The sequence below is a fragment of the Ruegeria sp. D1(2025) genome, from assembly GCF_056536425.1.
In genome coordinates this window covers 96,683-123,318 of the sequence record NZ_JBQFPO010000007.1, presented here as the reverse complement: position 1 = coordinate 123,318, position 26,636 = coordinate 96,683, and the positions used below count along the sequence as shown (strand labels likewise).

At 57.2% G+C, this 26,636-nt stretch carries 23 protein-coding genes; 9 read left to right on the top strand and 14 right to left on the bottom strand.

Annotation, left to right across the window (positions count from 1 at the left end; translation table 11 throughout):
- Positions 1-51: 51 nt before the first annotated feature.
- From ACR1XU_RS16355 to ACR1XU_RS16320, 8 genes are all read right to left on the bottom strand, one after another.
- The gene (locus tag ACR1XU_RS16355; RefSeq protein WP_480907835.1) at positions 52-2,514 is read right to left on the bottom strand and encodes an FAD-dependent oxidoreductase; all 2,463 of its coding nucleotides are present in this window, start codon (positions 2,512-2,514) and stop codon (positions 52-54) included.
- A gap of 172 nt (positions 2,515-2,686) precedes the next feature.
- On the bottom strand, positions 2,687-3,439 hold the full coding sequence (locus ACR1XU_RS16350; protein ID WP_480907833.1) for an IclR family transcriptional regulator: 753 nt from the start codon (positions 3,437-3,439) through the stop codon (positions 2,687-2,689).
- A gap of 81 nt (positions 3,440-3,520) precedes the next feature.
- Positions 3,521-4,576 (bottom strand): aldolase/citrate lyase family protein, encoded by a 1,056-nt coding sequence (locus ACR1XU_RS16345; protein WP_480907831.1) that lies wholly within the window; start codon positions 4,574-4,576, stop codon positions 3,521-3,523.
- Between the two features lie 12 nt (positions 4,577-4,588).
- Positions 4,589-5,389: a 2-oxo-hept-4-ene-1,7-dioate hydratase gene (gene hpaH, locus ACR1XU_RS16340; RefSeq protein WP_480907829.1), complete on the bottom strand. Its 801-nt coding sequence runs from the start codon at positions 5,387-5,389 to the stop codon at positions 4,589-4,591.
- Positions 5,386-6,240, bottom strand: a complete 855-nt coding sequence (locus ACR1XU_RS16335; RefSeq protein WP_170807579.1) for a fumarylacetoacetate hydrolase family protein — start codon at positions 6,238-6,240, stop codon at positions 5,386-5,388. The genes hpaH and ACR1XU_RS16335 overlap by 4 nt, the downstream gene beginning before the upstream one ends.
- Positions 6,241-6,309: 69 nt before the next feature.
- Complete coding sequence (gene hpaD, locus ACR1XU_RS16330; RefSeq protein ID WP_170807578.1) at positions 6,310-7,152, bottom strand: 3,4-dihydroxyphenylacetate 2,3-dioxygenase; 843 nt, start codon at positions 7,150-7,152, stop codon at positions 6,310-6,312.
- A gap of 141 nt (positions 7,153-7,293) precedes the next feature.
- Entirely contained in the window at positions 7,294-8,802 is a 1,509-nt protein-coding gene (hpaE, locus tag ACR1XU_RS16325; RefSeq protein ID WP_480907826.1) for a 5-carboxymethyl-2-hydroxymuconate semialdehyde dehydrogenase, read from the bottom strand.
- A 3-nt stretch (positions 8,803-8,805) separates the two neighbouring features.
- A complete protein-coding gene (locus tag ACR1XU_RS16320) occupies positions 8,806-9,219 on the bottom strand; it encodes a 5-carboxymethyl-2-hydroxymuconate Delta-isomerase (RefSeq protein ID WP_170619387.1) in 414 nt (137 codons plus the stop codon).
- A gap of 109 nt (positions 9,220-9,328) precedes the next feature.
- Between ACR1XU_RS16320 and hpaR the strand changes: the two genes are divergently transcribed.
- The gene (gene hpaR / locus ACR1XU_RS16315; RefSeq protein ID WP_170807576.1) at positions 9,329-9,769 is read left to right on the top strand and encodes a homoprotocatechuate degradation operon regulator HpaR; all 441 of its coding nucleotides are present in this window, start codon (positions 9,329-9,331) and stop codon (positions 9,767-9,769) included.
- Between the two features lie 33 nt (positions 9,770-9,802).
- Here hpaR and ACR1XU_RS16310 read toward each other — a convergent pair whose 3' ends face one another.
- Entirely contained in the window at positions 9,803-11,155 is a 1,353-nt protein-coding gene (locus ACR1XU_RS16310) for an aminotransferase class III-fold pyridoxal phosphate-dependent enzyme (RefSeq protein WP_480907824.1), read from the bottom strand.
- Between the two features lie 35 nt (positions 11,156-11,190).
- Positions 11,191-11,970, bottom strand: coding sequence for an IclR family transcriptional regulator (locus tag ACR1XU_RS16305; RefSeq protein ID WP_170807574.1), 780 nt, complete (start codon positions 11,968-11,970; stop codon positions 11,191-11,193).
- A gap of 106 nt (positions 11,971-12,076) precedes the next feature.
- Between ACR1XU_RS16305 and ACR1XU_RS16300 the strand changes: the two genes are divergently transcribed.
- The 8 genes from ACR1XU_RS16300 (at position 12,077) to ACR1XU_RS16265 (ending at position 20,850) form a co-directional block, all read left to right on the top strand.
- Entirely contained in the window at positions 12,077-13,006 is a 930-nt protein-coding gene (locus ACR1XU_RS16300) for a tripartite tricarboxylate transporter substrate binding protein (RefSeq protein WP_480907822.1), read from the top strand.
- A 56-nt stretch (positions 13,007-13,062) separates the two neighbouring features.
- Positions 13,063-13,602 carry a tripartite tricarboxylate transporter TctB family protein gene (locus tag ACR1XU_RS16295; RefSeq protein WP_480907821.1) on the top strand — a complete coding sequence of 180 codons (540 nt, stop codon included), beginning with the start codon at positions 13,063-13,065 and terminating at the stop codon, positions 13,600-13,602.
- A 7-nt stretch (positions 13,603-13,609) separates the two neighbouring features.
- Positions 13,610-15,130: a tripartite tricarboxylate transporter permease gene (locus ACR1XU_RS16290; protein WP_480907819.1), complete on the top strand. Its 1,521-nt coding sequence runs from the start codon at positions 13,610-13,612 to the stop codon at positions 15,128-15,130.
- A gap of 5 nt (positions 15,131-15,135) precedes the next feature.
- Positions 15,136-16,620: an aldehyde dehydrogenase gene (locus tag ACR1XU_RS16285; RefSeq protein ID WP_480907817.1), complete on the top strand. Its 1,485-nt coding sequence runs from the start codon at positions 15,136-15,138 to the stop codon at positions 16,618-16,620.
- Position 16,621: 1 nt separating this feature from the next.
- On the top strand, positions 16,622-17,914 hold the full coding sequence (locus ACR1XU_RS16280) for an aspartate aminotransferase family protein (protein ID WP_480907815.1): 1,293 nt from the start codon (positions 16,622-16,624) through the stop codon (positions 17,912-17,914).
- Positions 17,911-18,852: a phosphotransferase enzyme family protein gene (locus ACR1XU_RS16275; protein ID WP_480907813.1), complete on the top strand. Its 942-nt coding sequence runs from the start codon at positions 17,911-17,913 to the stop codon at positions 18,850-18,852. The genes ACR1XU_RS16280 and ACR1XU_RS16275 overlap by 4 nt, the downstream gene beginning before the upstream one ends.
- A gap of 271 nt (positions 18,853-19,123) precedes the next feature.
- The gene (locus ACR1XU_RS16270) at positions 19,124-20,017 is read left to right on the top strand and encodes a tryptophan 2,3-dioxygenase (RefSeq protein ID WP_480907812.1); all 894 of its coding nucleotides are present in this window, start codon (positions 19,124-19,126) and stop codon (positions 20,015-20,017) included.
- The gene (locus ACR1XU_RS16265) at positions 20,014-20,850 is read left to right on the top strand and encodes an alpha/beta hydrolase (protein WP_480907810.1); all 837 of its coding nucleotides are present in this window, start codon (positions 20,014-20,016) and stop codon (positions 20,848-20,850) included. The genes ACR1XU_RS16270 and ACR1XU_RS16265 overlap by 4 nt, the downstream gene beginning before the upstream one ends.
- A 171-nt stretch (positions 20,851-21,021) precedes the next feature.
- Here ACR1XU_RS16265 and ACR1XU_RS16260 read toward each other — a convergent pair whose 3' ends face one another.
- The 4 genes from ACR1XU_RS16260 to ACR1XU_RS16245 all read right to left on the bottom strand — a co-directional run bounded on the left by ACR1XU_RS16260 (position 21,022) and on the right by ACR1XU_RS16245 (position 26,575).
- Positions 21,022-21,153, bottom strand: coding sequence for a hypothetical protein (locus ACR1XU_RS16260; RefSeq protein ID WP_480907808.1), 132 nt, complete (start codon positions 21,151-21,153; stop codon positions 21,022-21,024).
- 485 nt (positions 21,154-21,638) lie between these two features.
- The gene (gene dld, locus ACR1XU_RS16255) at positions 21,639-23,321 is read right to left on the bottom strand and encodes a D-lactate dehydrogenase (RefSeq protein ID WP_480907806.1); all 1,683 of its coding nucleotides are present in this window, start codon (positions 23,319-23,321) and stop codon (positions 21,639-21,641) included.
- A 10-nt stretch (positions 23,322-23,331) separates the two neighbouring features.
- Positions 23,332-25,398, bottom strand: a complete 2,067-nt coding sequence (locus tag ACR1XU_RS16250; protein ID WP_480907804.1) for a TRAP transporter large permease subunit — start codon at positions 25,396-25,398, stop codon at positions 23,332-23,334.
- A 124-nt stretch (positions 25,399-25,522) separates the two neighbouring features.
- Positions 25,523-26,575, bottom strand: coding sequence for a TRAP transporter substrate-binding protein (locus ACR1XU_RS16245; protein WP_170611325.1), 1,053 nt, complete (start codon positions 26,573-26,575; stop codon positions 25,523-25,525).
- Positions 26,576-26,636: the final 61 nt, after the last annotated feature.

Genomic DNA, 26,636 nt, shown 5'->3' with positions numbered 1-26,636 from the left:
ATATTAAGAACTGGGCTGCGCAATTGTCAAATGAGCTTCCCTGGTCTGGTGTCAGCCCCGCATCAACTCTCCTTTGGGGTCGTAGTACGGCGCAAACTGAACCTTTAGCGGGTACATTTCCCCGGCGATTTGAACGTCAAAGCCGCCCTCGTCGATCCAGGCCTTTGTGACACCTTCCTCATGGTGCAGGCTGGCCAAACCGACCATCGCCTGCAACCGGAAGCCCCAGTCGCCCGAGGTGACATGCCCCACAATCCTGCCGTTCTTCCACACAGGCTCGTTGTGAATCAGATACGGACCGGTTTCAGCATCCAGGTCGTCAACTTTGCAGGATACGGTGCGGTGCGCAGTCGCGGCACCGCCAGCCTTCTGTTCAGTCAGAACGTCCATGCCAAGGAAGTCTTCCTCTTTGTCCAAAGCCACCGCAAACCCCAGCCCGGTTTCATAAGGCGTGTCATCCTCGGCGATATCATGCCCGAAATGTCGGAAGCCCTTCTCGAGCCTACACGCGTTCATGGCGAACATTCCCATATGGAGCATTCCGTGCGGTTTGCCCGCCGCAATCAGCGCTTCATAGACACCAGCGACGAACTCCGTGGGTATCATCAGCTCGTACCCGAGTTCACCAATGAACGAGCGCCGAATGGTCCACCCTCGGGCATAAGCCATGTCGATTTCTCGCGCCGCGCCAAAGGGGAAGGCCTCGTTCGACAGGTCATCGCCCGAGATGGCAGACAGAATGTCGCGCGATCTTGGACCGTGGATCGTGATCAGGCCATAGCCCGAGGTCGCGTCGAGCACCTCGAACCGCCAGCCCGGTTCGACGTGATCCTTGATCCATGCCTGATCGCGCATCTGGCTGGGATGGCCTGTAATCACCATGAAACAGTTCTGTGCAGTTCTGGTCACGGTCACATCGGCCTCGATCCCGCCGCGCGCGTTCAGGAACTGGGTGTAGACCGAGGTGCCGACCGCGACATCCATCTGCGCGCCGCAGACCTTGTTCAGCGCTTTGACCGCGTCCGGACCCTGCACCTGAATTTTCGAATACATTGATTGATCGATCAGCACAGCAGCATCCCGGGCGGCCAGACATTCGGCGCTGACGTGCGGTGCCCAGTCTTTGCGCCGCAGACTCGGTTCTTCGTTCCAACCCTTTTTTTCGGGGTCGTAGTACATCGGCACCTCCCAGCCGATCCGCTCGGCAAATGTCGCGCCTGCCTCTTTCAGCCGATCATGCAACGGCACCCGACGCACTCCGCGTGCCGAATGGACCTGCCGTCCGACCCAGTTGACGCCATAGTGGAAGCCCACTGACTCGGCGCTGCGGTCATGATTGTATTTGGTATTGCGCTGGAATGGGTGCGCCCGGCGGGCCAGCATCGGGCCCATGCCCCGCGACGGCGCGCCGTCGGTCATCCATTCCGCCATTGTCAGGCCAACACCACCCGAGTTCAGGATTCCGTTCGAGTTCATGCCGGCTGCCACAAACAGGCCCTCGATCTCGCTGGTCGGACCCAGATAGGGACGTCCATCGGGTGTAAAACTCTCAGGCCCGTTGAAAAAAGTCTGAATGCCCATCTCGCCCAGTGCAGGCATGCGTTCGAACATCTTCTCAAGATTCGGTTCGACATGTTCCATGTCAAACGGTAGTTCGTCGAATTCGAAGTCTTCGGGGATGCCGTTCCTGCCATAGGGCTTGCCATGCTTTTCGAATGACCCGATCAGCAGCTTGCCAGTGTCTTCTTTCCAATAGGTCCGCTCTTCGGCGATGTTCAAAATCGGCTGGGTCCTGAGCAGGCCGTCCACAGGTTCGGTGACAATATAGAAATGTTCAGTCGCGTGCAGCGGCACGGTTACTCCGTGTGCCTTGGCAAACAGGTGGCTCCACATGCCGCCCGCCAGCACCACCTTGTTGGTCGCGATCACGCCCCATTCTGTGTCGACACCAACCACCTTGCCATCCCGGATGACAAGACGATCAACCCTGGTGTTTTCGAACACCTGTGCCCCCATGGCCCGCGCGCCCTTGCTAAGCGCGACCGTGACGTCAAGCGGGTTCACCTGGCCATTCGACGGAACAAAGAATGCGGATTTCACGTCATCGGTTTCGATCCATGGCCATTTCTCTTTCAACTCGTCGCGGGACAGCATGAAGGTCTCGATCCCCATGCGGGCTGCGTGGTCGTGGCTGCGCAGCAGTTGTTCGTGGCGCACATCGCCGATTGCCAGATTGATCGTGCCGTTTGGCTTGTAGCCGGTCGCCTGTCCGGTTTCGATTTCCAGATCGCTGAAAAGGCGCGCTGTATATTTGCCCAGCTCGGTCTGTGCCGTGCTGTCGCGTAACTGCCCGACGATCCCGGCTGCATGCCAGGTTGTTCCGCTGGCGATCTTCCGTCGCTCGACCAGAACTGCGGGAACGCCGCGCTTTGCCAGATGATACAGGGTCGAGATGCCGATGATACCACCACCGATGATCACCACAGGTGCTTGTTCAGGAAAAGAGACGGGCATCAAAACAATCCTTCAGTCTGCAAGGCAGCCGATCTTCGGGGTTTCGGATCACAAACGCCGTGGGGTCAAGCTGTGCCGGATCCACCCTGCGCTGTCGGGTCTTGTGTGCCAAAGAATGGTCAGAAATCACAATTTTTCGCACCGTTGGTGCGAATAACGCACCATTTCTTCATCAAGGCCTTGGTGCGCCAGTCAGTGCGATTTCAAGCTTTTCCACTGCGGTTTGAAGAAGCACTGCAAGTTCCTCTGTTCGGGCTTCATCCAAACTCGCATCGGGAACGGCAATGGCAACGGTACCCGCTGGATCCTTGCCATCGATGAAGAACGGTCTCGCCACGCTGGCAACGCCGATGTCAACCGCATTGCGACTGCAGGCAAACCCTCGGGCTCGGGTCTCCGAGATCAGCTTCCTGAGCGTCTCCAAATCCGTCACGGTGTACGGCGTCAGCTTTTCCCGTTTGAGTGCCAACAATTGCTCGCGCGTCTGATCCGAACAGAACGACAAATACGCAAGACCCGAAGACGACGAATGAAATGGGTAGGAATCCGCGGGCCGCAGGTTGATCACATTCCCACGCGGCGGCAATGTGAAGGCCGCGGTCGCCATCCCCTTGTCGCCGGGAATACCGACATGCACCGTTTCATTTGCCTGGGCGGACAACCATTGCGATACGATTTGCGTTGCTTTCACCATCGGAACGGTGGCCTCTCTCAACCTGGCCAGCGAGAGAAATCCGTGGCCCAAACGGTATTTTCGGTTCTCAGGGTTCTGTTCGATGAACCCATGACTGATGAGTGAGACCAGCAGCCTGCGCGTGACCGCCTTGTCCTGCCCTGTTGCCCGCGCCAGGTCGTTCAAACCGATCTCGAGGCTTTCCAACGAAAACTGGCGCAGCAGCAGCATGGCTTTGTCGACAGTTTTCATTTCGATCTCCCCTCAAAGGCATAATCCAGAAATGACACGACGATCATGCCACCGCACCCTCGTCTGCATGTCAGAACGTGACTAAGACGCCCAGTCGATGCTGAACTCCTCACGAAAAGCAAACCGCGTCAGGTGGGCCTCGATCACCTCTTGCCACCGGGCAAGGTCGCCCCGGGGTCCGGTTGCGGCCGAGATGGTCAGGCTGGTTTCGTCCGCCGTCAGCGTGACAGCATTGCCGTTCTCGAAGGCCACACTCGCTTGGGTGTCGTCAAAGAAAACTTCGGCCTTGTGGGACCAATGCTTGCACAGCCGCTGTAGATATTTGCTGCCAGCACTTGTCTGTGCAACGCCCGTGACACTTTGGTCCGGCAACAACGCCAGCGCCGCGTCGGCAGCGCCGCGCATAGCCGAGGCAAACAGGGTTACATCAATACTTGTCGCCAGAAAGGTCACGCCCAGATCCAGGCATTTGCGTTGCATTCCGGGGTCGAGCGTCAGGATACCCGCGGCCTTGCCAGCGGCGGTGATCCGCGTCAGGGCATCAAAAATCGCCTCGACCACATCGGGATGACTGGCGTTACCCAGGTGGCCCATATCCGCGGCAAGATCGGCAGGGCCAATAAAAACACCGTCCACATCCGTTGTCAGTATGTCATCCAGAGCGGCCATGCCCAGTCGGTTCTCAACCTGAACCAGCAGGCACACCTGTTCGTCCGCTGTTGTCAGGTAGTCCGGAATTGCGCCAAATCGCGAAGCCCGCGCCATTGAAGAACCAACCCCCCGGACACCTAGCGGCGGGTATTGCACAGCCCGAACCAGTTCCCTCGCCTGATCACCGCTTTCGACCATCGGCACAAGAATGGTCTGCACCCCGGCATCCAGATATTGCTTGATCATCCAGGTCTCACCAATCGGCAACCGGGCCACCGGATGGCTGCCCGAACCGTCGATAACGCGCACTTGCTCCAATACCGTGCGCAGGTCGTTGGGCGCATGCTCACCATCCACCAATAGCCAGTCGAACCGTGATGTGGCCGCTATTTCAGCGGCATAGGCATCGGCCATGCCCAACCAGCAACCGATCTGAGGTTGCCCGGCCTTCAGTGCGGCTTTGAACGGGTTCTGTGGCGCGGGCATTCTGAGCCTCCTTTAAGCGAATTGTATGTCGACCGAGCCGAACGAGCCGAAATCGGCGTGGATTTCGGTGCCCGAAGGACATTCGACAGGGCGAATGAAGCTACCCGACAGGATCAACTGGCCCGGCTCGATGCTCTGGCCAAATTGTGCCATGCGCCGGGCAAGCCAGACAACGCTTTCGACAGGATCATTCAGAACACCTGCACCCAGGCCGGTTTCTTCGATCTCGCCATTGCGGAATGTCAGTGCGCCGACCCAGCGCAGATCGAAAGTGTCAATGGCGTGGCGTTCTGCACCCAGTACGATGCCGGCATTGGCGGCGTTGTCGCTGATCGTGTCAAACACGGTGCGTGCCTTGCCGGTCTTCGGATCTACCCGCTGAATGCGAGTATCGAGGATTTCGATGGACGGCGCGACATAATCAGTCGCAGCGATGACATCCGCGCGGGTGACATGCTCCCCAGCCAAGGCGGTTTTCATGACAAAGGCGATCTCGGCCTCGATCCGAGGCTGGATGAAACGGCCCGCAGGCACTGTGCCACCATTTTCAAAGGCCATGTCATCGAACAGGATGCCACTGTCGGGAATGTCGATATTCAGCGCGTATTGCATCGCCTTAGAGGTCAGCCCGATCTTCCAGCCAATCACCTTGCGCCCTTCGGCCAGTTTGGCGCGATGGATGGCGTTCTGCACCGCATAGGCATCGTCCATTCCCATGTCGGGATGCCGCAGTGTCAGCAGACCGATCTGTTCGCGCGTCTGCTCGGCCCGCAACAGATCGGCGGCCGCGCGAGCGTAATCTTCAGGGGTCATACCTGTTCATCCTCGACGGTGTTGCGCAGTGTGCCGATGCCGTCGACAGAAACCTCGACCACATCGCCGGGGGCCAGGTATTTCGGCGGGTCAAACCGTGCACCTGCGCCGGTTGGCGTCCCGGTGACGATGATATCGCCGGGCTGTAGCGTCATGAAGGTCGAGATGTACTCGATCTCGCGCCGGATCGGGAACATCATCCGACTCAACTTATCGTCCTGACGCAACTCGCCGTTGACATGCGTCTGAATGCGGGCGTCGTCCAACTGGGCCGCGTCGGTGAAAGGCACCAGCCAAGGGCCGATCGCGCCGGTTCTGTCCCAGTTCTTGCCCTGTGTGACGTTGAACTTGGCGTGGCGCACCCAATCGCGGATCGTACCCTCATTGCAAAGCGTGAGTGCCGCGATGTGATCATATGCGTCGTCTTGTGAAATCCTGCGGCCCGCCTTGCCAATCACGATGGCCACCTCGCCTTCGTAATCCAGCGTGTGGTTTTCCGGCGGGCGGATCAGAGGGCGGTCATGTCCCGTAAAACCGCTGGCAAAACGCGGGAACAAAGACATGTATTTCGGTTGCGCGCTGCCATCCTGGTATTCCGCGTTGCGGTCCGGGAAGTTCACGCCGACACAGAGGATACGGCAGGCGTCGGGCATCACCATTTCATAGGTGAAATCTTCGTGAGTTACGGGTTTGCCGTTCGCTTTTTCGACCAGTTGCTCGAACGCTCCGGCGGCGATAACCTCGTACAGGCTGCTGTGGTTTGGAAATTCGCCATTCAGCGCAATTGCGCCGTCCTTGGTAATGGCACCGAAAAAGGTTTCGTCCTTGGCGGTGTAAGTTAAAAAGCGCATCAGGTCTCCTCGGCGGCCTTGCTGCCACTCATGCAGAGAAAACATACCATACGAACCCGCGTCCCGACCTCAGACCGAGAAGCTGATGTTGGCCTGCCCCGTGCCGGAGCTTCCGAAATACGGTGTGTAAACATCGATCTGGCCCTTGTAGCTGCCCCAACCCAGCGCGCCGAACAGCAATGCGGTGTCGTTCATCGCGCACTCACCCGTGCATTTCCTGGCGTAGTCGGGAAGCATTTCCAAAAACTCTTCAAACCGACCCTGTTCCCAAAGCTCCAGTACACGCATATCCATCTGACGATTGAACTCGCCATTCACGGCGTTCAGACCCTCGACCGAGCGTTCGTTGGGCGTAAAGTCATGGCTCAGTGAACCCGATGCAAGAATTGACACATTGCGGTCGGAACGGCGGATACCTTCGGCGATGGCCTCGCCCCAGACACGGTTTTCGGCAATCGACGAGAACTGGTTGACCGCGACGGGTAGCACCCGCGCATTTACACCGTCATTGATGAAATGCATGGGCAAAAGGGTGCCGTATTCCATGCCCATATCGGGATGTGAATGGCCAAGGGCCCTCTCCCCCCGCTCACGCAAGACGTCAAGGATGGTTTCCCCCAATTCGTGATCCCCGCGATAGTCAAACTCCATGTCCGCCAGCATGTGCGGCAACTCGTGGCTGATGAAACGGCCTTTGTGGTGTTCTTTTGTGTTCAGATGGAAACCCTGATTGGTGATCCAGTGGGTGTCGAACACAACAAACGTATCCACCTTGCGGTCAATTGCATCCTGTCGCAGGCGCGCATATCCGTCTATGGCAGGTTGCCGGATGCCTTTGTATTTCGGCATCGTGTGGGACATCCAGATGCTGGGCACATGCGTGATTTTCGCGGCCTGTACTATCTTTCCCATGACGGTTACTCCTTATGATCGTGACGTAAGGCCTGACAGCCAGAATGTCCTATGGTCCGAGCGTTTGATGGACCAGTGATGCGCAATTCCTGATTCAACTATAGTCAGCCAACCCCTGCCAAGGGATCAGGTTGCACGATATTATTTTCCAAGTTGCATGATCTTGTGCTGACCGGTGGCAAAACCAACATGTTTTTGTTCCATGTAGAATTCAAAACTCCAGTCGCCGCCGTCCCGGCCGATTCCCGACGCCTTGACGCCGCCGAATGGTGTGGGCAGGTGGCGCACATTTTCCGAGTTCACCCAGATCATCCCTGCTTCCAGTTTGTCCGTGAACCGCAGGGCACGCGTCAGGTCGTTGGTCCAGACGTAACCGGTAAGGCCGTAAGGCGTGTCATTTGCGATCTGTAGCGCCTCTTCTTCGGTCGAGAATGGGATGGACGTCAGAACCGGACCAAATATTTCCTCGCGCGCGATGCGCATCTGGTTGTTGGCATTTGTAAACAAGGTTGGCCGCACGAAATACCCTTCGTCCCCCACTTTGACGCCGCCGGCTGCGATAGTCGCGCCATCGTCTTTGGCGATGTCGAAATACGAGGTGACTTTATTGTAGTGCTCTTCCGTTACCAGCGGGCCGATCTCGGTCGCCGGGTCCAACGGGTGACCAACCTTGATGTTGTTCACGCGTTCTACCAGCTTGGCTTCGAACTCGGTTTTGATGGTGTCTTGTACCAGCAAACGCGAAGACGATGTGCAACGTTCCCCATTGATCGAGTAGATCATGAAAATCACGGCATCCAGCGCGCGGTCCAGGTCGGCGTCATCGAAGACTATCACCGGGTTCTTACCGCCCAGTTCCAGATGCATTCGCTTGAGTGTATCCGCGCCCTGCTTTGTGATTATGCTGCCGGTGCGGCTTTCTCCGACAAAAGCAATGGCCTTGATCAGCGGATGTTCGGTCAACGCCTTACCGGCATCCGGACCAAACCCGTTCACGGTGTTCAGAACACCCTTGGGCAGACCGGCCTCTTCCGCGATTTCGACCAGTAAACGCGCCGACAGCGGTGAATCTTCGGCCGGTTTGTGAACGACGGTACAACCCGCTGCCAGTGCCGGTGCGATCTTCCAGGTCGACAGCATGAACGGCGTGTTCCACGGAGTAATGACGCCAACCGGGCCAATTGGAACGCGGGTGGTGATGTTCATCAAGGTCGGTGACTTAAGATGCTGTCCGTCCCTTGCCTGCACCACCTGATCAGCGAAATAACGGAAGTTCTCGGCACCGCGCAGCGCCGCCTTGGACATGAAACGCAGGGTTTGACCGGTGTCCCAGCACTCACACAGGGCAATTTCCTCGGCACGCGCCTCGATCGCGTCGGCCACGTTCAGCAGGATACGGCGGCGTTCGGTGGCGGGCATATCGCGCCACGCGGCGAATGTTGAATGGGCTGCGTTGGCCGCCGCATCGATGTCATCCGCCGTCCCATGGGCCACATCGCAGATCACGGACTTGTCCACTGGCGAAGTGGATTGAAACGCCCCCGCCGCCCCGTCGCGATCTTCGCCCGCAATGCGGTTCTTGATGCCTGCCTCTTTGAACCGGGCCAGAAACCCCGCCAATTTTTCGATATTGGTGTCCAAGGCGCTCATGGTTCAGGTCTCCTGCTGGGTTGCAGCCAATTGGTCCCGGCCCAGATGCTCTCTGATAGTGCCGGTCTTGGGCGAAAGGTCCGGATCGATGTCACGCATCTCAACCGACAGAGCGATGGAGTGCTTCGAAAGGGCCGGTTCAAGATACGCCCTTACCGCTTCGAATATGCGCTGCGTTGCGTCCTGCTTGACGTCTTCGGGGCGACCGGCGCGCAGTCGGATCGAAATATCGACAAAACCATGCGCCGGGTTCCCGTCGGCAATAGAATAGTGATCGACCCGCGTGGCGCGTACGCGAATACCTGCCACCGGAAACGTGTCAATTGCGGCAGCCGTTGCGCGCACACACTCGCACAAACCATCCATATCGACCCAGTCTTCAAGGTTGCCAGAGTAATCGATGTGGAAATGCGGCATGGTTCCCTTTCCCTTAATTGGTAAACATGTTTAGTATTTTCGCCACCACGTGTCAAGAACTTGACTTGTTAATCTTTGCAATTCCGGAAGCAGCGCTCTAGAAAACGGCATGACCACACAAAGCCACACCAAAAGCACTTCCCGCGCGCTTCCGATTGCGCTGCTGCGTGCCCGCGAAACAGTCATGGCGCCCATTCGGGACATGTTGAACAACATTCAGCTTACAGAACAGAAGTGGCGCATTCTTCGCGTTCTGGACGAATTTGGTGAAATGGAACAAAGCGCCATCTCGAAAGAGGCCTGTCTTCTGTTGCCCAGCCTCACCCGCATTCTGCGCGCCATGGAAGCAGACGGACAGATTACACGTCGCCAGGACAGTCAGGACAAGCGCCGGTCGATGGTGAAGATCACGGATGCAGGCCGTCGAATCCTGACCGAGAATCTTCCGACATCACTTGCAATCTATGATCGCATTGAAGAACAGATGGGTCAGGACAAGCTGGACGACCTTCTGGACCTGCTTGAGGAGTTGCAGGCCGTCAAGGTCTGATCCCGGCCAAACCGGACGGGGCCAGCCACGCATCTACAGCGTCGACAGACCGGTATCCAGTGCCGACAGGATCTTGGCCACATCATCGGACGTAATGACCAGCGGTGGCGACAGAATGATGTTGTTGCCCGACACACGGACCATCACGCCATCTTCGTATGCCGCCTTCTGCACCTGCAAGGGCAGATGCTTGGCAATCGGCGCCTTGGTTGCACGATCAGATACCAGTTCCAGCGCACACATCAGGCCCTCGCCCCCGCGCACATCTCCGATTGCGTCGTGTTTTTCAGCCAGTTTTTTCAATCCGGTAAAAAGTTCTTCACCGCGGGCCGAGGCGTTTTCCCAAACACGCAGACGATTGATTTCAGACAGAGCCGCCAGCGCAGCCGCTGCGCCGACCGGATGGCCGGAATAGGTATAGCCCTGATCGACTGACGCCATACCTGTGGTGTCGCTTTCAAAAACCCCGGCGACCGCGCCCGAAATCATTGCCGCACCGAATGGGAAATAACCGTTGGTGATCGCCTTGGCTGTCGTCATGATGTCGGGCTGCACACCCCAATGCCGCGCGCCGCTTTCGCTGCCGGTACGACCAAAAGCAGTGATGATCTCGTCCGATATAAGAAGAATACCGTTTTTCGAACAGACCTCGCGCACCATCGGCATGAAGCTTTTGTGTGGTGGGATCACGCCGCCTGCGCCCAGAACCGGCTCCATGATGAATGCGGCGACGGTATTAGCCCCCTGAAACGCGATCTCGGCCTCCAGCGCCTTGACGCAAAGTTGCGCCAGACGCTCGGGGTCTGTTTCGTCGAACGGATTGCGGTAGGTCCACGGCGCAGGCACGTGGAAACAGCCTGGCATCATCGGCTCGTAAGCCGCGCGAAACTTCTGGTTGCCATTGACCGAGGCGGCCGCGAAATGGGTGCCGTGGTATCCTTGCTTGAGGCTGATGAACTTTGTCCGGCCGGCCTCGCCCCGCACTTTGTGATACTGTCGCGCAAGCTTCAGTGCGATCTCGACTGAATCAGATCCGCCCGAAGTGAAAAAAGCTCGGGTCAGACCATCAGGCTCGAAAAACTGCGCCAACTCATAGGACAGCTCAATCGCCTTGTCGTTGCTGGTGCCCCGGAAGGTCGAGTAATACGGCAGCGCATTCAACTGATCGGTAATGGCCTGCTTAACCGGATCACAGGAATAACCCAGATTGACGTTCCACAACCCGCCAACCGCGTCGATGGCCTTGTGGCCGTCTATATCGATGATGCTGACCCCTTCCCCTCCGGTCAGGATGGTGGGCGGATTGTTTTGACTGTCGGCAGGATGTGCCATCGGGTGCCAGAAATGGCGCGCGTTGTTTTCCTTCAGGAAATTGGAGTCTTTCATATCACGGGTCTCCGATGATCTTGTCCGCCCATCGGTCAGGGCTGGAACGCGGTTGGGAAGTTTCGCGGAAACTGACCACCGAAATTCGCAGTCAGTTCGAGCGAAAGGGAATGCAATGTCGTCAGGATCAAAGGCAGGTGATCGCCGTTTGCACGAATTTCAGGCACCGCTATTGCGATTGTGCCTATCGCCACCTGATCAATTCCAAAGACAGGCGCGGCGTATCCATAAACGCCTGCTTCAAACCCGCCTGCGCTGTTTGACCAGCCCTTGCGCCTGATCTCAGAAACCCGTTCACGTATCAGGTCAGGGGACACCAGGGTTTCCGCTGTGTAGGACGTCAAGGCTTGAGCATCCAGATCTTCAAGCAGGTGAGTGGGGCCAAAACTCAGCAGGCACAGTCCGGAAGCCGTTGCATTGATCGGCAGAATTTCCGCCGGATCAAGGCTGACCCGCACGGTGTACCGTGTGGTTTCCAGCGCCAGAGCGGTTTGCAATTTGCCTTGTTGCAGCAGCGAAAGGTGCATGCTTTCGCCGATTACCTGCATGGCGGACTGCATCCTTGCGCGCGCGCCTTCAAGCCCCGGATTTGCGATTTCCCGCAGCGCGGCAAGACGCACCACAGCCGGTCCGATCGCATAGGACTTGGAGTGCGGGTTTTGTTCGATCAGGCCAAACTCTTCCAATGCGCGAAGGTGGCGCAGAGTCGTTGCCTTGTTCATACCGGACAGCCGGGCAAGGTTGCTCAGACCGATCTCCGGCTGAGCACTTGAAAACAACTCGAGCAATTTCAAAGCATTAAGAGCGGTGCCCATGCGCTTTTCTCTCCTTCGCACGTAATACTTGACAGAAAGCATTTAACAAAGCAACATTATTGTTGTTACTTCGGTTCAAATAATGAACCAAGCTAGGGAGGCGTCAATGAAAAAATTTCTAACCGCTGCTGTTTTTGCAGCCTCTGCAACAGCAGCACTTGCTGAATACCCGGAAAAGCCGGTGACCTTTGTGGTTCCGTGGCCTCCGGGCGATCTGGAAGACGTGTTAACCCGGATGATCGCAGATGAATTCCAGGCCATGTACGGCGTTCCGGCCGCGGTTGTGAACAAGCCTGGCGGCGGAGGCGGCCCCTTCCCCGGCGCGGTTGAGGTCGCAACGGCTCCGGCAGATGGCTACACCATCGGATCCTTCGTTATTGGCGTTCCTGTCATCGGGCCCGAGATCGGAATCCCGGAGCTGAACCCAAATCCATTCGACCCTATCGGAATTTTCCTGACCTATCCGTTCGTGATCGCATCCAGCAAAGATGCGCCATTCTCGAATTGGGACGAACTTGTTGCATATGGCAAGGAAAACGATGTGGCGCTTGGCCATTTCGGCTCGGTCCTGCCGCCCACGCAGGTTACGTTTGCGGCTGCGGTCAACAGCGGCTTCGACTTTGCAAGCGAAGCGGCTTTCGACGCGCTGGACTGCAACACATTGGCGTCAGGTGACGTGGACGTCATTAATACCACGCTGCAACTCGTGCTACCCTGCCTCGACAATGTGAACATTCTGGCCAGCATCGGTGGCGAGCGAATTTCGCTTGTACCGGACACACCAACGGTTGTCGAAATGAACCCGGACCTGCCGCTTGCGTTGTGGAACGGATTGTTCGTGCACAAGGATACTCCGGCAGATGCCCGTGAAAAGATCACTGCCGCCGCGCAAAAGGCGTTGGAATCCGACAAGGCCAAAAAGCTGGCTGAAGAAACCGGTGCGTTGATCTATTGGCAGGACCCTGACGCGTCAAATGCGCAGATCGAACAGGACAAAGCGTCGTTCGCGAAAATCGAAGAGATTCTAGGCGAATAAGCACCTAACAGGGCGCGGGTGGAAAGCCCGCGCCTTGTTGCATGTCGGGGAGGGACATGATGATTGCAAAAACGCTTCAGGACATGTTCAGAAGGTATCGCCGACCTGGCGACATCATCTATGCCGTCTTTTTCCTTGCCTTCTCGTTGTTCCTGCTCAGCCAATTGGGCACCGAGACAAAGTTGGTAAAGCGCACCAAATGGTTTGCGCAGCCATCGCTGTGGCCGACCATCGCCATATGGGGCATGGTGATTTTCAGCGCCCTGCATCTGATCGGCTCAGCCGTTTCCCCCCGTATTCCCGGACGCTGGAGAGAGCTTACTTTCTGGCTCATGTCTCTTGAATATGTTGTCTATTTCCTGATCTACGTGGTGGCTGTGCCGTGGCTGGGGTACTTGCCCTCGACCATGTTGTTCGCCGCTTTTCTAGCCGCGCGCACCGGTTTTCGAACGTCCGGCGCAATCGGGATTTCACTGCTGTTCGGCGCCATCGTCGCCATTCTTTTCAGAGCATTTCTTCAGGTGAATATCCCGGCAGGTCGGGTTTACGAGTTCCTTCCGGACTCCGTCCGCGTCTTTGCCCTGACCTATCTGTGAGGCCGCTATGGACAATCTGATTTCCGGCTTTGCAATTCTGGCCCAATGGCAGGTTTTGATCGCACTGCTCATCGGGTCTGTTGGCGGAGTCATCATCGGCGCACTGCCCGGCGTCGGGGCGGCTGTCGCCATCGCCATTCTGCTGCCTGCTACGTTCGCCTTCGAGCCTATTGTTGGTCTGACCCTGCTGCTGGGTATCTACGGCTCATCGATGTACGGCGGCGCAATCCCTGCAATTCTGATCAACACGCCGGGCACGGCAGTGAATGCGCTAACAACCTATGACGGTTATCCAATGACAAAGCGGGGCGAGGGCCATCGCGCGCTGTCGCTGGCTTATTCCGCGTCGTTCTTTGGCGGCATCTTCTCGATCCTCTGCCTGATCACCCTGTCCCCGGTTCTGGCATGGGTCGCCCCGCATTTCGGCAGCCGCGAGATCTTTCTGGCCGCGTTTCTGGGCATCCTTCTGGTGATCCTGGCCCATCGTGGCCAGACATTTTCGGCGGCAATGCTGGCCTTCTTCGGCATCTTCCTGAACACGGTCGGGCTGGAGCCCGTCAAATACACAAAGCGTTTTACGTTTGACCAAAGCTGGTTGTCTTCGGGGATCGACCTTATTGTCGTTGTGCTGGGTTTGTTTGCCATCAGCCAGGCGCTATTGCTTCTGGTCGACAAGGAACACGCGCCCGGTGAGGCGCATGTTCGCGGCAACATCTTCGCCGGACTCAAAGAACTGTTGGGCATCAAGCGCATCGCGACGGTGTCGTCTTCGTTAGGTGTCCTGATGGGCATGATTCCCGGAACCGGCGAATTCACTTCGCAATTCCTGTCCTACACCTATGCGCAGAAAAGCTCGAAGACTCCGGAGGCTTTCGGCAATGGCTCTCCCGAAGGTCTGGTTGCCTCTGAGGCTGCGAACAACGCGGTACCGGGTGCCGCAATGATTCCCTTGCTGGCGTTGGGTATCCCGGGTGAGGCGCTGACGGCGATGATGCTGTCGGTCTTTTATGTCCACAACGTGGTCCCCGGGCCGCAACTGTTTGCCGAGCAGATGGATTTCGTTCTGGCACTGTACATGTCGCTGATCCTGCTGAACGTGATCGTTCTGGTCTTTCTGTTGTTTTCGACAAATCTGCTGCTGAAGATAATTCAGATCCCGACCCGGTTCCTGGGCATCATGATCCTGACCTTGTCTTTTGTCGGGGTGTTCAGCCTGCGCAATTCGGTCACCGACTGCGCCATTGCGGCAGGGTTCGGAGTGTTTGGTCTGATCCTCAAACGTCTGAACCTGCCGATCGTGCCGATCATTCTGGGCATGGTTCTGGGCGGCATCATGGAGGTCAAGCTGCGCAGCGCCATGGCGCGGGTCAAAACGCCGCTCGATTTCATTGACAGGCCAATCGCAGCGATCCTGTTCATCATGATCCTGGGCATCATTCTGCTGCATATCCGCACGCTGGTGAAGGAACACAAGGAACGGATCAAACCGCAGCCGATTGGCGACGAAGACTCGACACAGCAAGGATAACCCTCATGGACCAGTCCTCGATTGATGCGCTGCGCGCGCAGGAAATCTCCCCTCGTGGTCATTTCATCAATGGTGCCTATCAGGCCGCAGAGAACGGCGCGCGGCAGGAAGTGTTGTCGCCCATCGACGGTCAGCCCCTGGCACTCATTGCCGAGGGAACGCTATCGGACGTTGACACGGCGGTGCACGCCGCGCGCCTGGCGTTCGAAGATGGCCGCTGGTCCCGTATGTCGCCTGCCGGCCGCAAGAAAGTGCTGCTGAAGCTGGCCGATCTTATCGAAAGCCACGCACTCGAGATCGCCGTTCTGGGTGTGCGTGATAACGGAACCGAGATCAACATGGCTTATAAGGCCGAGGCGCTCTCCGCCGCCGGCACCTTTCGCTATTATGCCGAGGCGATAGACAAGGTTTACGGTCAGGTCGCCCCGACCGGACATGACGTACTGGGACTGATCCACCACGCTCCGGTGGGTGTCGTGGGTGCAATTGTGCCTTGGAACTTTCCGCTGATGATCGGAAGCTGGAAGATCGCACCTGCTCTGGCTGCGGGCAATTCCATTGTTCTGAAACCGGCAGAGAGCGCCTCTCTCAGCCTGTTGAAAATCGCCGAACTTGCGGCTGCGGCAGGCGTTCCGGACGGCGTGTTCAACGTTGTTACGGGGCACGGATCAGTCGTGGGCGAGGCGCTGGCGCTTTCGATGGACGTGGACATCATGGTGTTCACAGGATCAGGTGCAACAGGCCGCCGTCTGCTGGAATATTCCGCACGCTCGAACCTGAAACGCTGCTATCTGGAACTTGGCGGAAAATCCGCCAACATCGTCTTCAACGATGCCCCCGATCTGGCCGAGGCCGCGAAGGTTTCGGCAGCGGGTATCTTCCGCAACTCGGGACAGGTCTGCGTTGCGGGGTCTCGCCTGCTGGTGCAGGAAGACATCTATGAAGACTTTGTGGCCGAAATCTCGCGCCACGCCGAGAGTTTCCGCGTGGGTGATCCGCTGGATCTGAACAGCCAGATCGGCGCCGTTCACAGCCTGCCCGAGCTGGAAGCCAATCTGGACTTCGTCACCAGGGCCGAAGCTGAAGGTGCCGTACGCCGCACCGGCGGTTACCGTATCCTGACCGAATCCGGCGGCTACTATATGGCGCCGACGGTGATGGCGGGTGTGAAAGAGACCGATAACCTGTTTCAGAACGAGGTATTCGGCCCGGTTCTTGCGGTGACACCCTTCAAGGACGAGGAAGAAGCGATCCGCCTGGCCAATGCCACTGTATACGGGCTTGCTGGAGGCGTATGGACGTCAAACCTCAGCCGGGCGCACCGCATGGTGGCAGGCGTGCGGGCGGGTGTCGTGCATGTGAACACTTATGGCGGTTCCGATCTGACGGTGCCGCTGGGGGGGGTACGTCAATCGGGCAACGGGCACGACAAATCACTGCACGCTCTTGAAAAATATGTGGACTTGAAAACAGCCTGGATAAAGCTCTGAAATGTTGTCTGAACAATCCGCAGAACTGATCGAACGCAGAACCAGGCTGCTGGGTCCCAACGTCTCGACCTTTTATGACGAGCCTATTCATTTCGTGAAAGGCGAAGGCGTCTGGCTGTGGGACGCCGAAGGGCGCAGATACCTGGATTGCTACAACAACGTTCCACATGTGGGCCACTGCAACCCGCGCGTGGTCGAGGCGATCTGCCGACAGGCAAGCACGCTCAATACGCACACGCGATACCTGCATGGCGGTATTCTTGATTATGTAGAAAGGCTGACCGGAACAATGGATGTCTCGCTGGACACGGCGATCCTGACCTGTACCGGATCCGAAGCCAATGACATCGCCCTGCGCATGGCCGAGGGCATGACTGGCAGGCGCGGCATCATCGCTACCGATGCGACCTATCACGGCAACACCTCACTGGTCAGTCAGTTGAGCAAATCGAACACCCCTGCCGTGGGTTTTGGACTGGGCCAGTATTTCCGCTTTGTCGAAGCGCCCGACAGCTTTCGCAACCCGGACCCGGACGGCACCAGGTTCGCGGATGCGGTGGCCGAACAAATCGCCGAACATGAGAAGTCCGGTCTTGGGTTTGCGGCCCTGATTGTCTGCCCGTATTTCCTGAACGAAGGGTTCCCGGACCATCCCGATGGCTGGCTGGAACCCGCCGCCGATATTGTCCGCAAGGCCGGCGGGCTACTGATTTGCGACGAGGTACAATCCGGTTTTGGCCGCACCGGCACCCATATGTGGGCGCATCAGAAAATGGGCGCGGTGCCGGATATCATGACACTTGGCAAGCCGATGGCCAATGGTCACCCGGTGGGTGGTGTCGTCACACGCACCGAAATACTGACCAAATTCCGCAAGGGCTATCGCTATTTCAATACATTTGGCGGCAACCCGGTCTCGTGCGCAGCGGCCATGGCCGTGCTGGAAGAGATCGAAGACAAGCAATTGCTGGAAAATGCCAGAACGGTCGGGAAACACGCCCGATCGCGCATGGGGGCTTTGGCCCGGAAGTATAATTTCATCGGCGACGTGCGCGGCTCGGGCCTGATCTTCGGAGCGGAAATGGTGCTGGATCGGGACAGCAAAGACCCGGCCAGCGCCTTCACGGACCGGGTGATCAACGAAATGCGGCAGCGTGGGATCATTCATTCAAAGCTGGGGCGTCACAAGAACACTCTGAAAATCCGCCCTCCGATGCCCTTCTCTGTCGAGAATGCCGACTTGCTGTTTGACACGCTGGACGACGTTCTGGCCGAAACACCGATTTGCTCATGATAGACGCGGCAGAAAAGGCACTGGCGCTTTGGGGGTTTCAAGACGCAGTTTGCACGTTGGCAGCGGCCCGCGAAAACCACGTTTATCAGGTACAGCTGGATGGGCGCAGCTTTGCGCTGCGATTGCATCGTCCCGGCTATCGCACAGATGCCGAACTGTGGTCGGAACTGGAATGGATGGGTGTGTTGGCCGCAGAACATGTCGGGGTACCTGAACCCATTGCCAGCACCCGGGGCAACTTTCTCGAGGTCATTGAGCACATGCAAATCGATGTTCTGACCTGGTTGCCGGGGCGGCCACTGGGGTCGACAACAACCGGGATCGACCACGAAGACCGCATCGGCCTTTTCCATTCCTTGGGCCGGGAAATGGCCCGCCTGCACTCCATCAGCGACGAGTGGGAGCGCCCTGCAGGGTTTTCGCGCTGGTCCTGGGACCGACCGGGATTGGTCGGTCAGGAACCCGTTTGGGGCCCGTTCTGGGAAAACCCGACGCTTGGCGAGGAAGATCGAGCGCTGTTCATGCGCTTCCGTGAAACGGCAGAGCGGGATTTGAAACGCATTGAATCGGAACTGGACTATGGCTTGATCCATGCGGATCTGGTCCGTGAGAACGTAATGATTGCGAATGGCCAGGTCTCATTGATCGATTTTGACGATTCCGGTTTCGGTTTTCGCCTTTTTGACATCGCCACCAGTATGATCAAAAACCTCGCGGAACCCGATTATGATCGACTGCAAGCTGCGCTTTTGGCCGGATACCGATCACAGCGTCCGATTGACACGGACCATCTTGATCTGTTTCTGGCAGTGAGATCGGCAACTTATGTAGGCTGGGTTTCGACCCGGTTGCACGAAGATGGCTCAGAAGATCGGAACAGCCGATTTGTGGAAAACACCAGAAAACTGGCGCGCCGATACCTCAGGTTAAACGTTTGACATGGAGCCTCAATTTCGAGGTCGTCCACGCTCGCCAGCCGACTCCCAACTTTGAAGTGGCACCGCAAAATTCAGGCCTAACCCACGTTCGGGTTCCTGTTTCATTTAGGCTTCGGATTGGACCGTCCCGTATAGGTCGTAATGACGCGGCCCAATCACGTCAATTAGGCAACGGAGCCTGCATGTCGCGGTAGCCTCACAGCCCAAGTCGGCATAGAGAGGTTAAGAATAGAAAACGCATAGCGTTAACGCCGCTTTCAGGAGATCAAAAATGGTAAGTGACGAAAAGGACCAGCGGCTTTTGAAGCGCGGCATCGAGGACACTCTGGTTACCGATTTCGCAACCAAGCACCGCAGCAGCTATGGAGACTTTCTGGAACTCAAGACCCTGCTGAGCATTCAGAAGACTTTTCAGGACCCTGCGGAACCGGATGAGCTGTTGTTTGTGATCATTCACCAAGTCAGCGAGCTTTGGCTGAAACTGATGCATCACCAACTTGTGGAAGTCCGACGTTTTCTGCGCCAGGACGCCTTTGGTCCCGCTCTCAAGAACATTGATCGGATCAAGGCAATCCAGCGTCAGCTGATTGCGGCCTGGGAAACGCTGCTGACCATGACCCCGGCAGACTACATGACGTTCCGCGATGCGCTGGGAAGTTCATCGGGATTCCAAAGCTATGGCTATCGCCAGATCGAGTTCATTCTGGGCAACAAGGACACCTCGACGCTTAAGGTTCATGAACACGACCCCGAGGTCATGGAGGAGCTGAACGCCGCGTTGACCAAGCCGTCTTTGTACGACGAGGTCATCATGATGCTGGCGCGTCAGGGCTTCGATGTTCCGCAGGACCTTGTCGAACGTGATTTTTCCCAGCCATATGCGGGTGATCCGCGCATTGTGAAAATCTGGGTCGAAGTTTACAGGAACAAAGACAAGTATTGGGACTTATATGCCCTGGCTGAAAAGCTGATGGATGTGGAAACACTGTTCCAAAGATGGCGCTTTGACCACGCAACAGCCGTTGAGCGGGTCATCGGAATGCAACCGGGCACAGGCGGGTCCAGCGGTGTCGCCTTCCTGAAAAAGGCGCTGGAGCTCAAGTTCTTCCACGACTTGTACGACATGCGTTCCGAGCTTTTCTATGCGGGCGGAGAAAAGAAGTGACCTATCACGGGTTTTCCCCGGACGAGCTGGAAAGACAATACTCGCCAAGTGTCATGGTTGGCGGAGATATCTCTCATTATCTGGCGGCCTATGCGGATATGAGTGCAGCCGCACGTGTCGAGCTGGAAGTGCTGGAATACCAGAAATATGGGGACCTCGAGTCCAATGTTTTGGATTTCTTTCCCGCAAGCGAAGCCAACGCGCCGCTGCACGTTTTCATCCACGGCGGGTATTGGCAGGCGCTCAGCCAGCGTGAGTCAGCTTTGGTCGCGAAGCCGCTGGTTCGCGCGGGTCAGGCCTTTGCTACGCTGAATTATACACTGGCCCCCAAAGCGCGTCTGGACGAGATGATCACGGAATGCGGCCGGGCGCTGTTGTGGCTTGCAGAACGGGCCGAGAAACTGGGGTTTGACCCCGGCCGGATCACTTTGTCCGGCCACAGTGCCGGGGCGCATTTGGCAGCAATGGCACTGTACCGCTTTGGCGAAGACCTGAAGCAGGCGGGTTTGGTGATCCGAGACCTGGTTCTGATCAGCGGCATCTATGATCTGGAGCCGATCGCGCAGACATCGGTCAACAACCCCCTGCAGTTGACCGACGACGATATCCTCAGCCTGTCACCGATCCATCACCTGCCACCAGCGGATGTTCGCACCCGCGTCACAGTCGCCGAACGTGATACACGTGAATTTTTCCGGCAAAGCCGGGATTTTGCTGCGCTACTACGCAAGGCCGGTCGGGATGTATCATTTGACGTGCAAAAGGGGATGCACCATTTCGATATTATTATGCATCCAAACAGCTTCTTCCCGGCACCCAGAACTCGGGTATAGCAGCAGGATAAAGGCATCTTTAGTCTCATAGACACCCACTGCCGGGACCCGTGAATTGCGTGGCAGCCCTTCGGGCATGCCCTCGCCAAACATCCGTTCCAGCACGTTTTTGTGGTGGTTTTCCGACAATATGACGGTGCCGAAAGGCGAAGCAATACGTTGTGACACGGGTTACTCTCCCGGCGTTGGTTTGGTTAGCGAGATGGGAATACGCACGTCTTTGCGGCCTTCCAGTCCGTCGGTCGGATTGTCTTCTTTCAGCCGCTTTGTCAGCGACATGGTCATCAGGACCAGCACCACCATCAGGGGCAGCGACAGCTTCCGCGCACCTTCTGTACCGCCCCGAAATTGACAAGTGTAAGACCATATTGTGCGTCTTACAGATCGGGCATCAGTCCGAGGCCAACCACCGCGACGAGGAGGACTTTAATCACGAACAATTATCGTACCACTTCAGTTTCCTCTCTAAAGTTCAATGTCTCAACAAGTGAATAGTGATGGGTTTGTCTAACTTGCCTAAACGTCAGAACGACGTCCATTGCCTCTGTTGCGCCGACATTTCCCCGGATGCTCACTGTTTCCATGCCTTGTGAACCGGCAATTCACGTCAGTTCCTCCAGCGGACCAAAGAACACATTAGGACCTAAATCTCTTTGAAAACCGAAACCCGAGATTGAAGTCGAGTTGTCCAGAAACGCTCAGGGCCTGGTTTGACAGGCGTCACAGCACAGAGAGGCTGATACCCGAAACATTTAAGGGCCTCTGTGTGCAGAGCATTGGAAACTGGATCAGGAATAGTGCTTGTTCCTGGACATCCTGCCGATCCCCGGATTCATGCTGTTCGTGGGATCCACAGATTTGTAAAAATCAGCCAGATCGGGTTTGGCGGGGTACAGATGGCCAACATTGTGCTCGGCCGGGTATTCGGCGCCGCGGCGGTCGAGGATCTTAAGCATCTCGGCTTTGATCGCATTGGGATCAGCACCTTTCTTCACAATATAGTCCTGGTGCAGAACGTGGCACATGAAGTGACCATAATAAAGCTTGCCCACAAGTTGCTTTGCCAGTTCCGGCGGCAATTCTTCGAACCAGTCAGTGTCATTGCGGCGTAACGCTATGTCGAGCCCAATGATGTCTTCAACTTCATGCGCATGTACCTTCATGTAACGAATGGCGGCGCCAGCCGCTGCAAAACGGTGCAAACCCGCGATTTTCGCTTCACGCGGATCACACTCAAAATAGTTCAGCTTGTTCTTACCCACCATATCACTGAGCAGAACACGGGCCTCGTCGATACCGCCGTCGCGCATTTTCAGGATCAGGTGGTGCGGGTATCGCTTGCGAAACCCGCGCATCCGCTGCGGAAGGATATCCGGCCAGAATCGCATTGCGAACTGCATGAAGCGGTCGGTGAAGTTTGTCAGACCGGGAATACCTTCAAGTCGCGCATCAACGGCACCCTTGATGGCAAAGAAAGTCGGCAGCCGGTCCGTTCCCAGCTTGTCGATCATAACCATGGTATCCTTGCCGTATCGGTCCGAGATATCGAAAACCTCCTCGTGCATGTATTCAGCGCTGACCGGCAAGGTCTTGAATGTCGACAGGATGCAGCGGCGCAGTTCGGTCAGAACATCGGTGTCCTCTGCACCAACATAGAACGTGCGCTCAATTTCGTTCTTCGGGTAGGTGTCCAGCCGGACTGCAAAGACGGCCAATTTCCCGGCGCAACCGGACGCTTCGTAGAGCCGCGATTTATCGGCATTGAAGCGCGCCGGTGTATCCGCGTCGACATTCCGCACGCGCCGGGCATAGTCTGTGTCCGAGGCTTTTCGGTTGTCGGTTTCAGTATCGCCTGACCCGAAGTCGCCCTGTTGCAAACGGGTCAGGATCTCTTCGACCGTGTCGCCCAGGTGGATGCCAAGATGATTGACCAACTCCAGCGTTCCGTCCTGCGAAATACGAGCGTATAGCGACAGTTCGGTATAGGATGGGCCACGTTCGACCAGCGACCCACCCGAGTTGTTGCACACGCCCCCGACAACCGACGCACCGATACAGGACGACCCGATCACCGAATGCGGTTGCCGTCCGATGGGATCCAGCAGCTTTTCAAGTGCGAAAAGGGTCGAGCCAGGCAAACTGATAACCTGTTTGCCTTCGTTTATCAGATGCAGGCCGTCCATCCGGCGGGTGTTGATCAGTACCACACCACGGTCATACCGCCCCTTTGGTGTTGAGCCTTCGGTCAGCCCGGTGTTGGCCGCCTGCATGATGACTATTTTGTCCGCCTCAACACAGGCCTCAAGCACCTTCCATTGTTCCAGCAACGTGGCGGGCCGCACCACCGCCAGCGCGTCCCCTTCCCCCGATCTGAATCCCCAGCGAAAGCGGCGGGTGCTGCGGGCGGTTGTCAGCACATGACGCCGCCCGCAAATGGCCTGAAAGCGCTTGATCAGATCGGTATCGGTCATCCGGCGCTCCTCAGTACGCCACCGAAGGCAGCCACGTGGCCAGTTGCGGCCAGAGGAACACGAAGAACAGGCCGGTCAACTGCAGGATCACAAAAGGAACGATGCCTTTGTAAATGTCGGTCAACTTGATTTCATGCGGGCACACGCCTTTCAGGTAGAACAGTGCAAACCCCACGGGCGGCGTCAGGAACGAGGTTTGCAGCGTGACCGCGACAAGGATCACAAACCATACCAGCGCCGGTTCGTCGATGACGCCAAAGCCTTCGATATCCAGACCCAGCCCGTTCACAATGGGGCGCATCAGGGGCAGAACGATCAGGGTGATCTCGATCCAATCCAGAACAAAGCCCAGAAGAAAAACGATGAACAGGATCATGAAGACAGTGCCGTTGGGGCCAAGACCCGTGCCGTGGATCATGTCTTCGATCAGTGCATCGCCACCCAGTTCCCGCAGGACATAGGAAAACACCGTCGCCCCCAGGAAGATCGCAAAGATATAAGCGGTGGTGTTGAACGTTGCTTTCAGAACATTGATCAGTTTTGCCAGCGTCAGTTTGCGATATCCCAGCGCCAGCAGCGTCGCGCCCAATGCGCCCACACCCGAGGCTTCGGTCGGTGTGGTCAGGCCCGCAAAGATCGAACCCAGCACAGCAAGGATCAGGGCAAGGGTCGGCAGAACAGCAATCAGCACATCCTTGACCGCCGCCCAATCCGGGCGGGTCGCCCCTTCGGGCACTGGAGCGACTTCGCGTTTGATCAGGGCGATCACAAAGATATAAGTCAGATACAACACTCCGATGATCACGCCGGGGAACACCGCGGCCATGAACAGGTCGCCAACTGACAGGGCCATCTGGTCCGCCATGATCACCAGCATGATCGAGGGCGGGATCAGGATACCTAGCGTGCCTGATGCGCTAACCACACCGGCGGCCAGCGAGGGGCTGTATTTCTGCTCCATCATCGACGGCAGAGACAGCACGCCCAGCAAAACTACAGAGGCACCGATAATCCCGGTCGAGGCCGCAAGAATGATGCCAATCATCGTCACCGTGATCGCCAGCCCACCCCTTACCGTGCCGAACAAGCGCTGCATCGAAGACATCAGCCGCTCGGCCACACCAGACTCGTCCAGCATCAGGCCCATGAAAATGAACATCGGCAAGGCCACCAGAACCGCGTTCGACATAGTGGCGTAGACACGGTTTACTACGGCGCCCAGCGTCAGATAATCCAGTCCGGTCAGAGTTTCCTCCAGACCTGTCCAATTCATCATTCCGTTGTCGAACAGATAGGCCAGTCCGCAATACGCGACCCCGACGCCAGCCAGCGTCCACGCCACCGGGAAACCGGTGAACAGCAGCGCGATGAAGGTCAGGAACATGGCGATGACCAGCTTTTCCTCGGTCGTCTCAACCAGGAAGGTCAACGCGGTCGCCACGACGGCGAAGCCCAAGAGCGCCCAGATGATCAGACGCAGGCCCTTGCCCTGACGCTCTTCATCCAAATTCATGAACAGAGCGTGGATGTCGTGGATAAGCCGCGCGCCTGCTGCCAGAGCCAGCAGAATGAAACTGGCCGGGATCACGCCCTTCAAGGCCCAACGCGCAGGCAGACCAGTCGGGCTGTCCGACGACTCGTTTACACGCCAGCTTTCATAGAAATAGTCATAGCCGTGATCGATCATCAGCCAGATGAACGGCACCAGCAGCGCGAAGATCCCGATGATCTCGATAATCCGGCGGGCACGCTGGCTGAGTTGCATGTGCAGCAGGTCCACGCGCACATGGCTGTCCGTGACCAGCGCATAAGAGATGCCGATCATCGTGACCAGACCGTAAAAATGCCACTGGATTTCATCCAGCTTCGGGTAGTTCTGGTTCAGCAGATAGCGCAGGGCTACCTGCGAAACGATGGCGGCAACAAGCAACAGGTTGGCCCACATGACCACGTGACCCACGGTCTTGACCACATCGTCAACGGCGACTGCCAGTTTCTGACGGTCAGGCTCATCGTGTTCAAGAATGTCCTCGTAGATTTCGATCGGGTCGTGATGTGTCCGCTTGGTCTCAGCCATGGTCTCCTCCTAAAGATGCAGGCTTCGGGGCGGGAATACGCCCGTATCAGTTTGGAAATGACGAAAGTCGGGAAAGGTGGGGGCGGCGAAATAAGCCGCCCCCAGGGAGGCGCAAGTGCTCAGGTCACTTGCGAGGGAGGAACGCGTTTTCTTTCCATACGGCATAGCCATCCCGGAATTCGTTCATATCGGTCAGAACCTTGTTGAAGAATTCGTCATTAGCGGCCTGTTCGGCGGCAACCTCTTCCCAGGTGGTGCGGAAGGTGGCCAGCATCTCGTCGTTCCACTGTTTGATCTGCACGTCGTTGTTTTCGACGTTGTCGATCAGCGCTGCGTGCTGGATCGCCTCGCCTTCGGCAAAACTATCCGCCATCGAAGCCTTACATGCGTTTTCGATGATCGCTTTGTGCTGATCGCTGGCTTCGCTCCACACATCCTTGTTGATCATCAGTTCAAACACGGTCGCCTGCTGGTGCCAGCCGGGGAAGTAGTTGTACTTGACCAGTTTGTGGAACCCCAGACGCGCATCGATGGCAGGCATCGAGAATTCAGTCGCGTCAATCGCGCCTTTTTCAAGCGCCGGGAAGATCTCACCACCAGGCAGCAACGACGTGGCAACGCCCAGCTTCTGCATGACTTCACCGCCCAGGCCGAAGAAGCGCATCTTCAGGCCATTCAGGTCTTCGGGGCTGTTGATTTCATTTGCGAACCAGCCCGAGGTTTCCGGCGCAATGATCGCGCAGGGGATGACATGGACGTTGAATCCGGCCTGATCATACATCTCCTGATACAGGCTCAGCCCGTTGCCATAGTAAAGCCATGCCATGTATTCGCCGGCTTCCGGGCCGAAAGGCACGGCCGAGAACAGCGGAGCGGCGGGGATTTTGCCAGCCCAGTACCCGGCCGTGGTGTAGCCTGAATTGATCTTACCCGAGGATACGGCGTCCAGAATTTCAAACGGCGGAACCAGCTTTCCCGGCTCATAAACTTTCATTTTCAAAGTGCCGCCGGACATCAGGTCCAGTTGCTCGGCCACGCGCGGGATCGGCGAGCCAAGGCCCGGAAGCGCCGTGGAAAACGCAATCGGGGTTTTCAGCAACATCTTGTCAGCGGCCTGAACGGCGGGTGCGGCCAGAAGCGAGGCCGCAACGGCGAGCGAGGTCAGGGTGGTTTTCATGTGTACTCCTCCAAAGTGCAGGTCAGCCATCAGATCTGACCGGTCTCACCGCAGTGGCGGT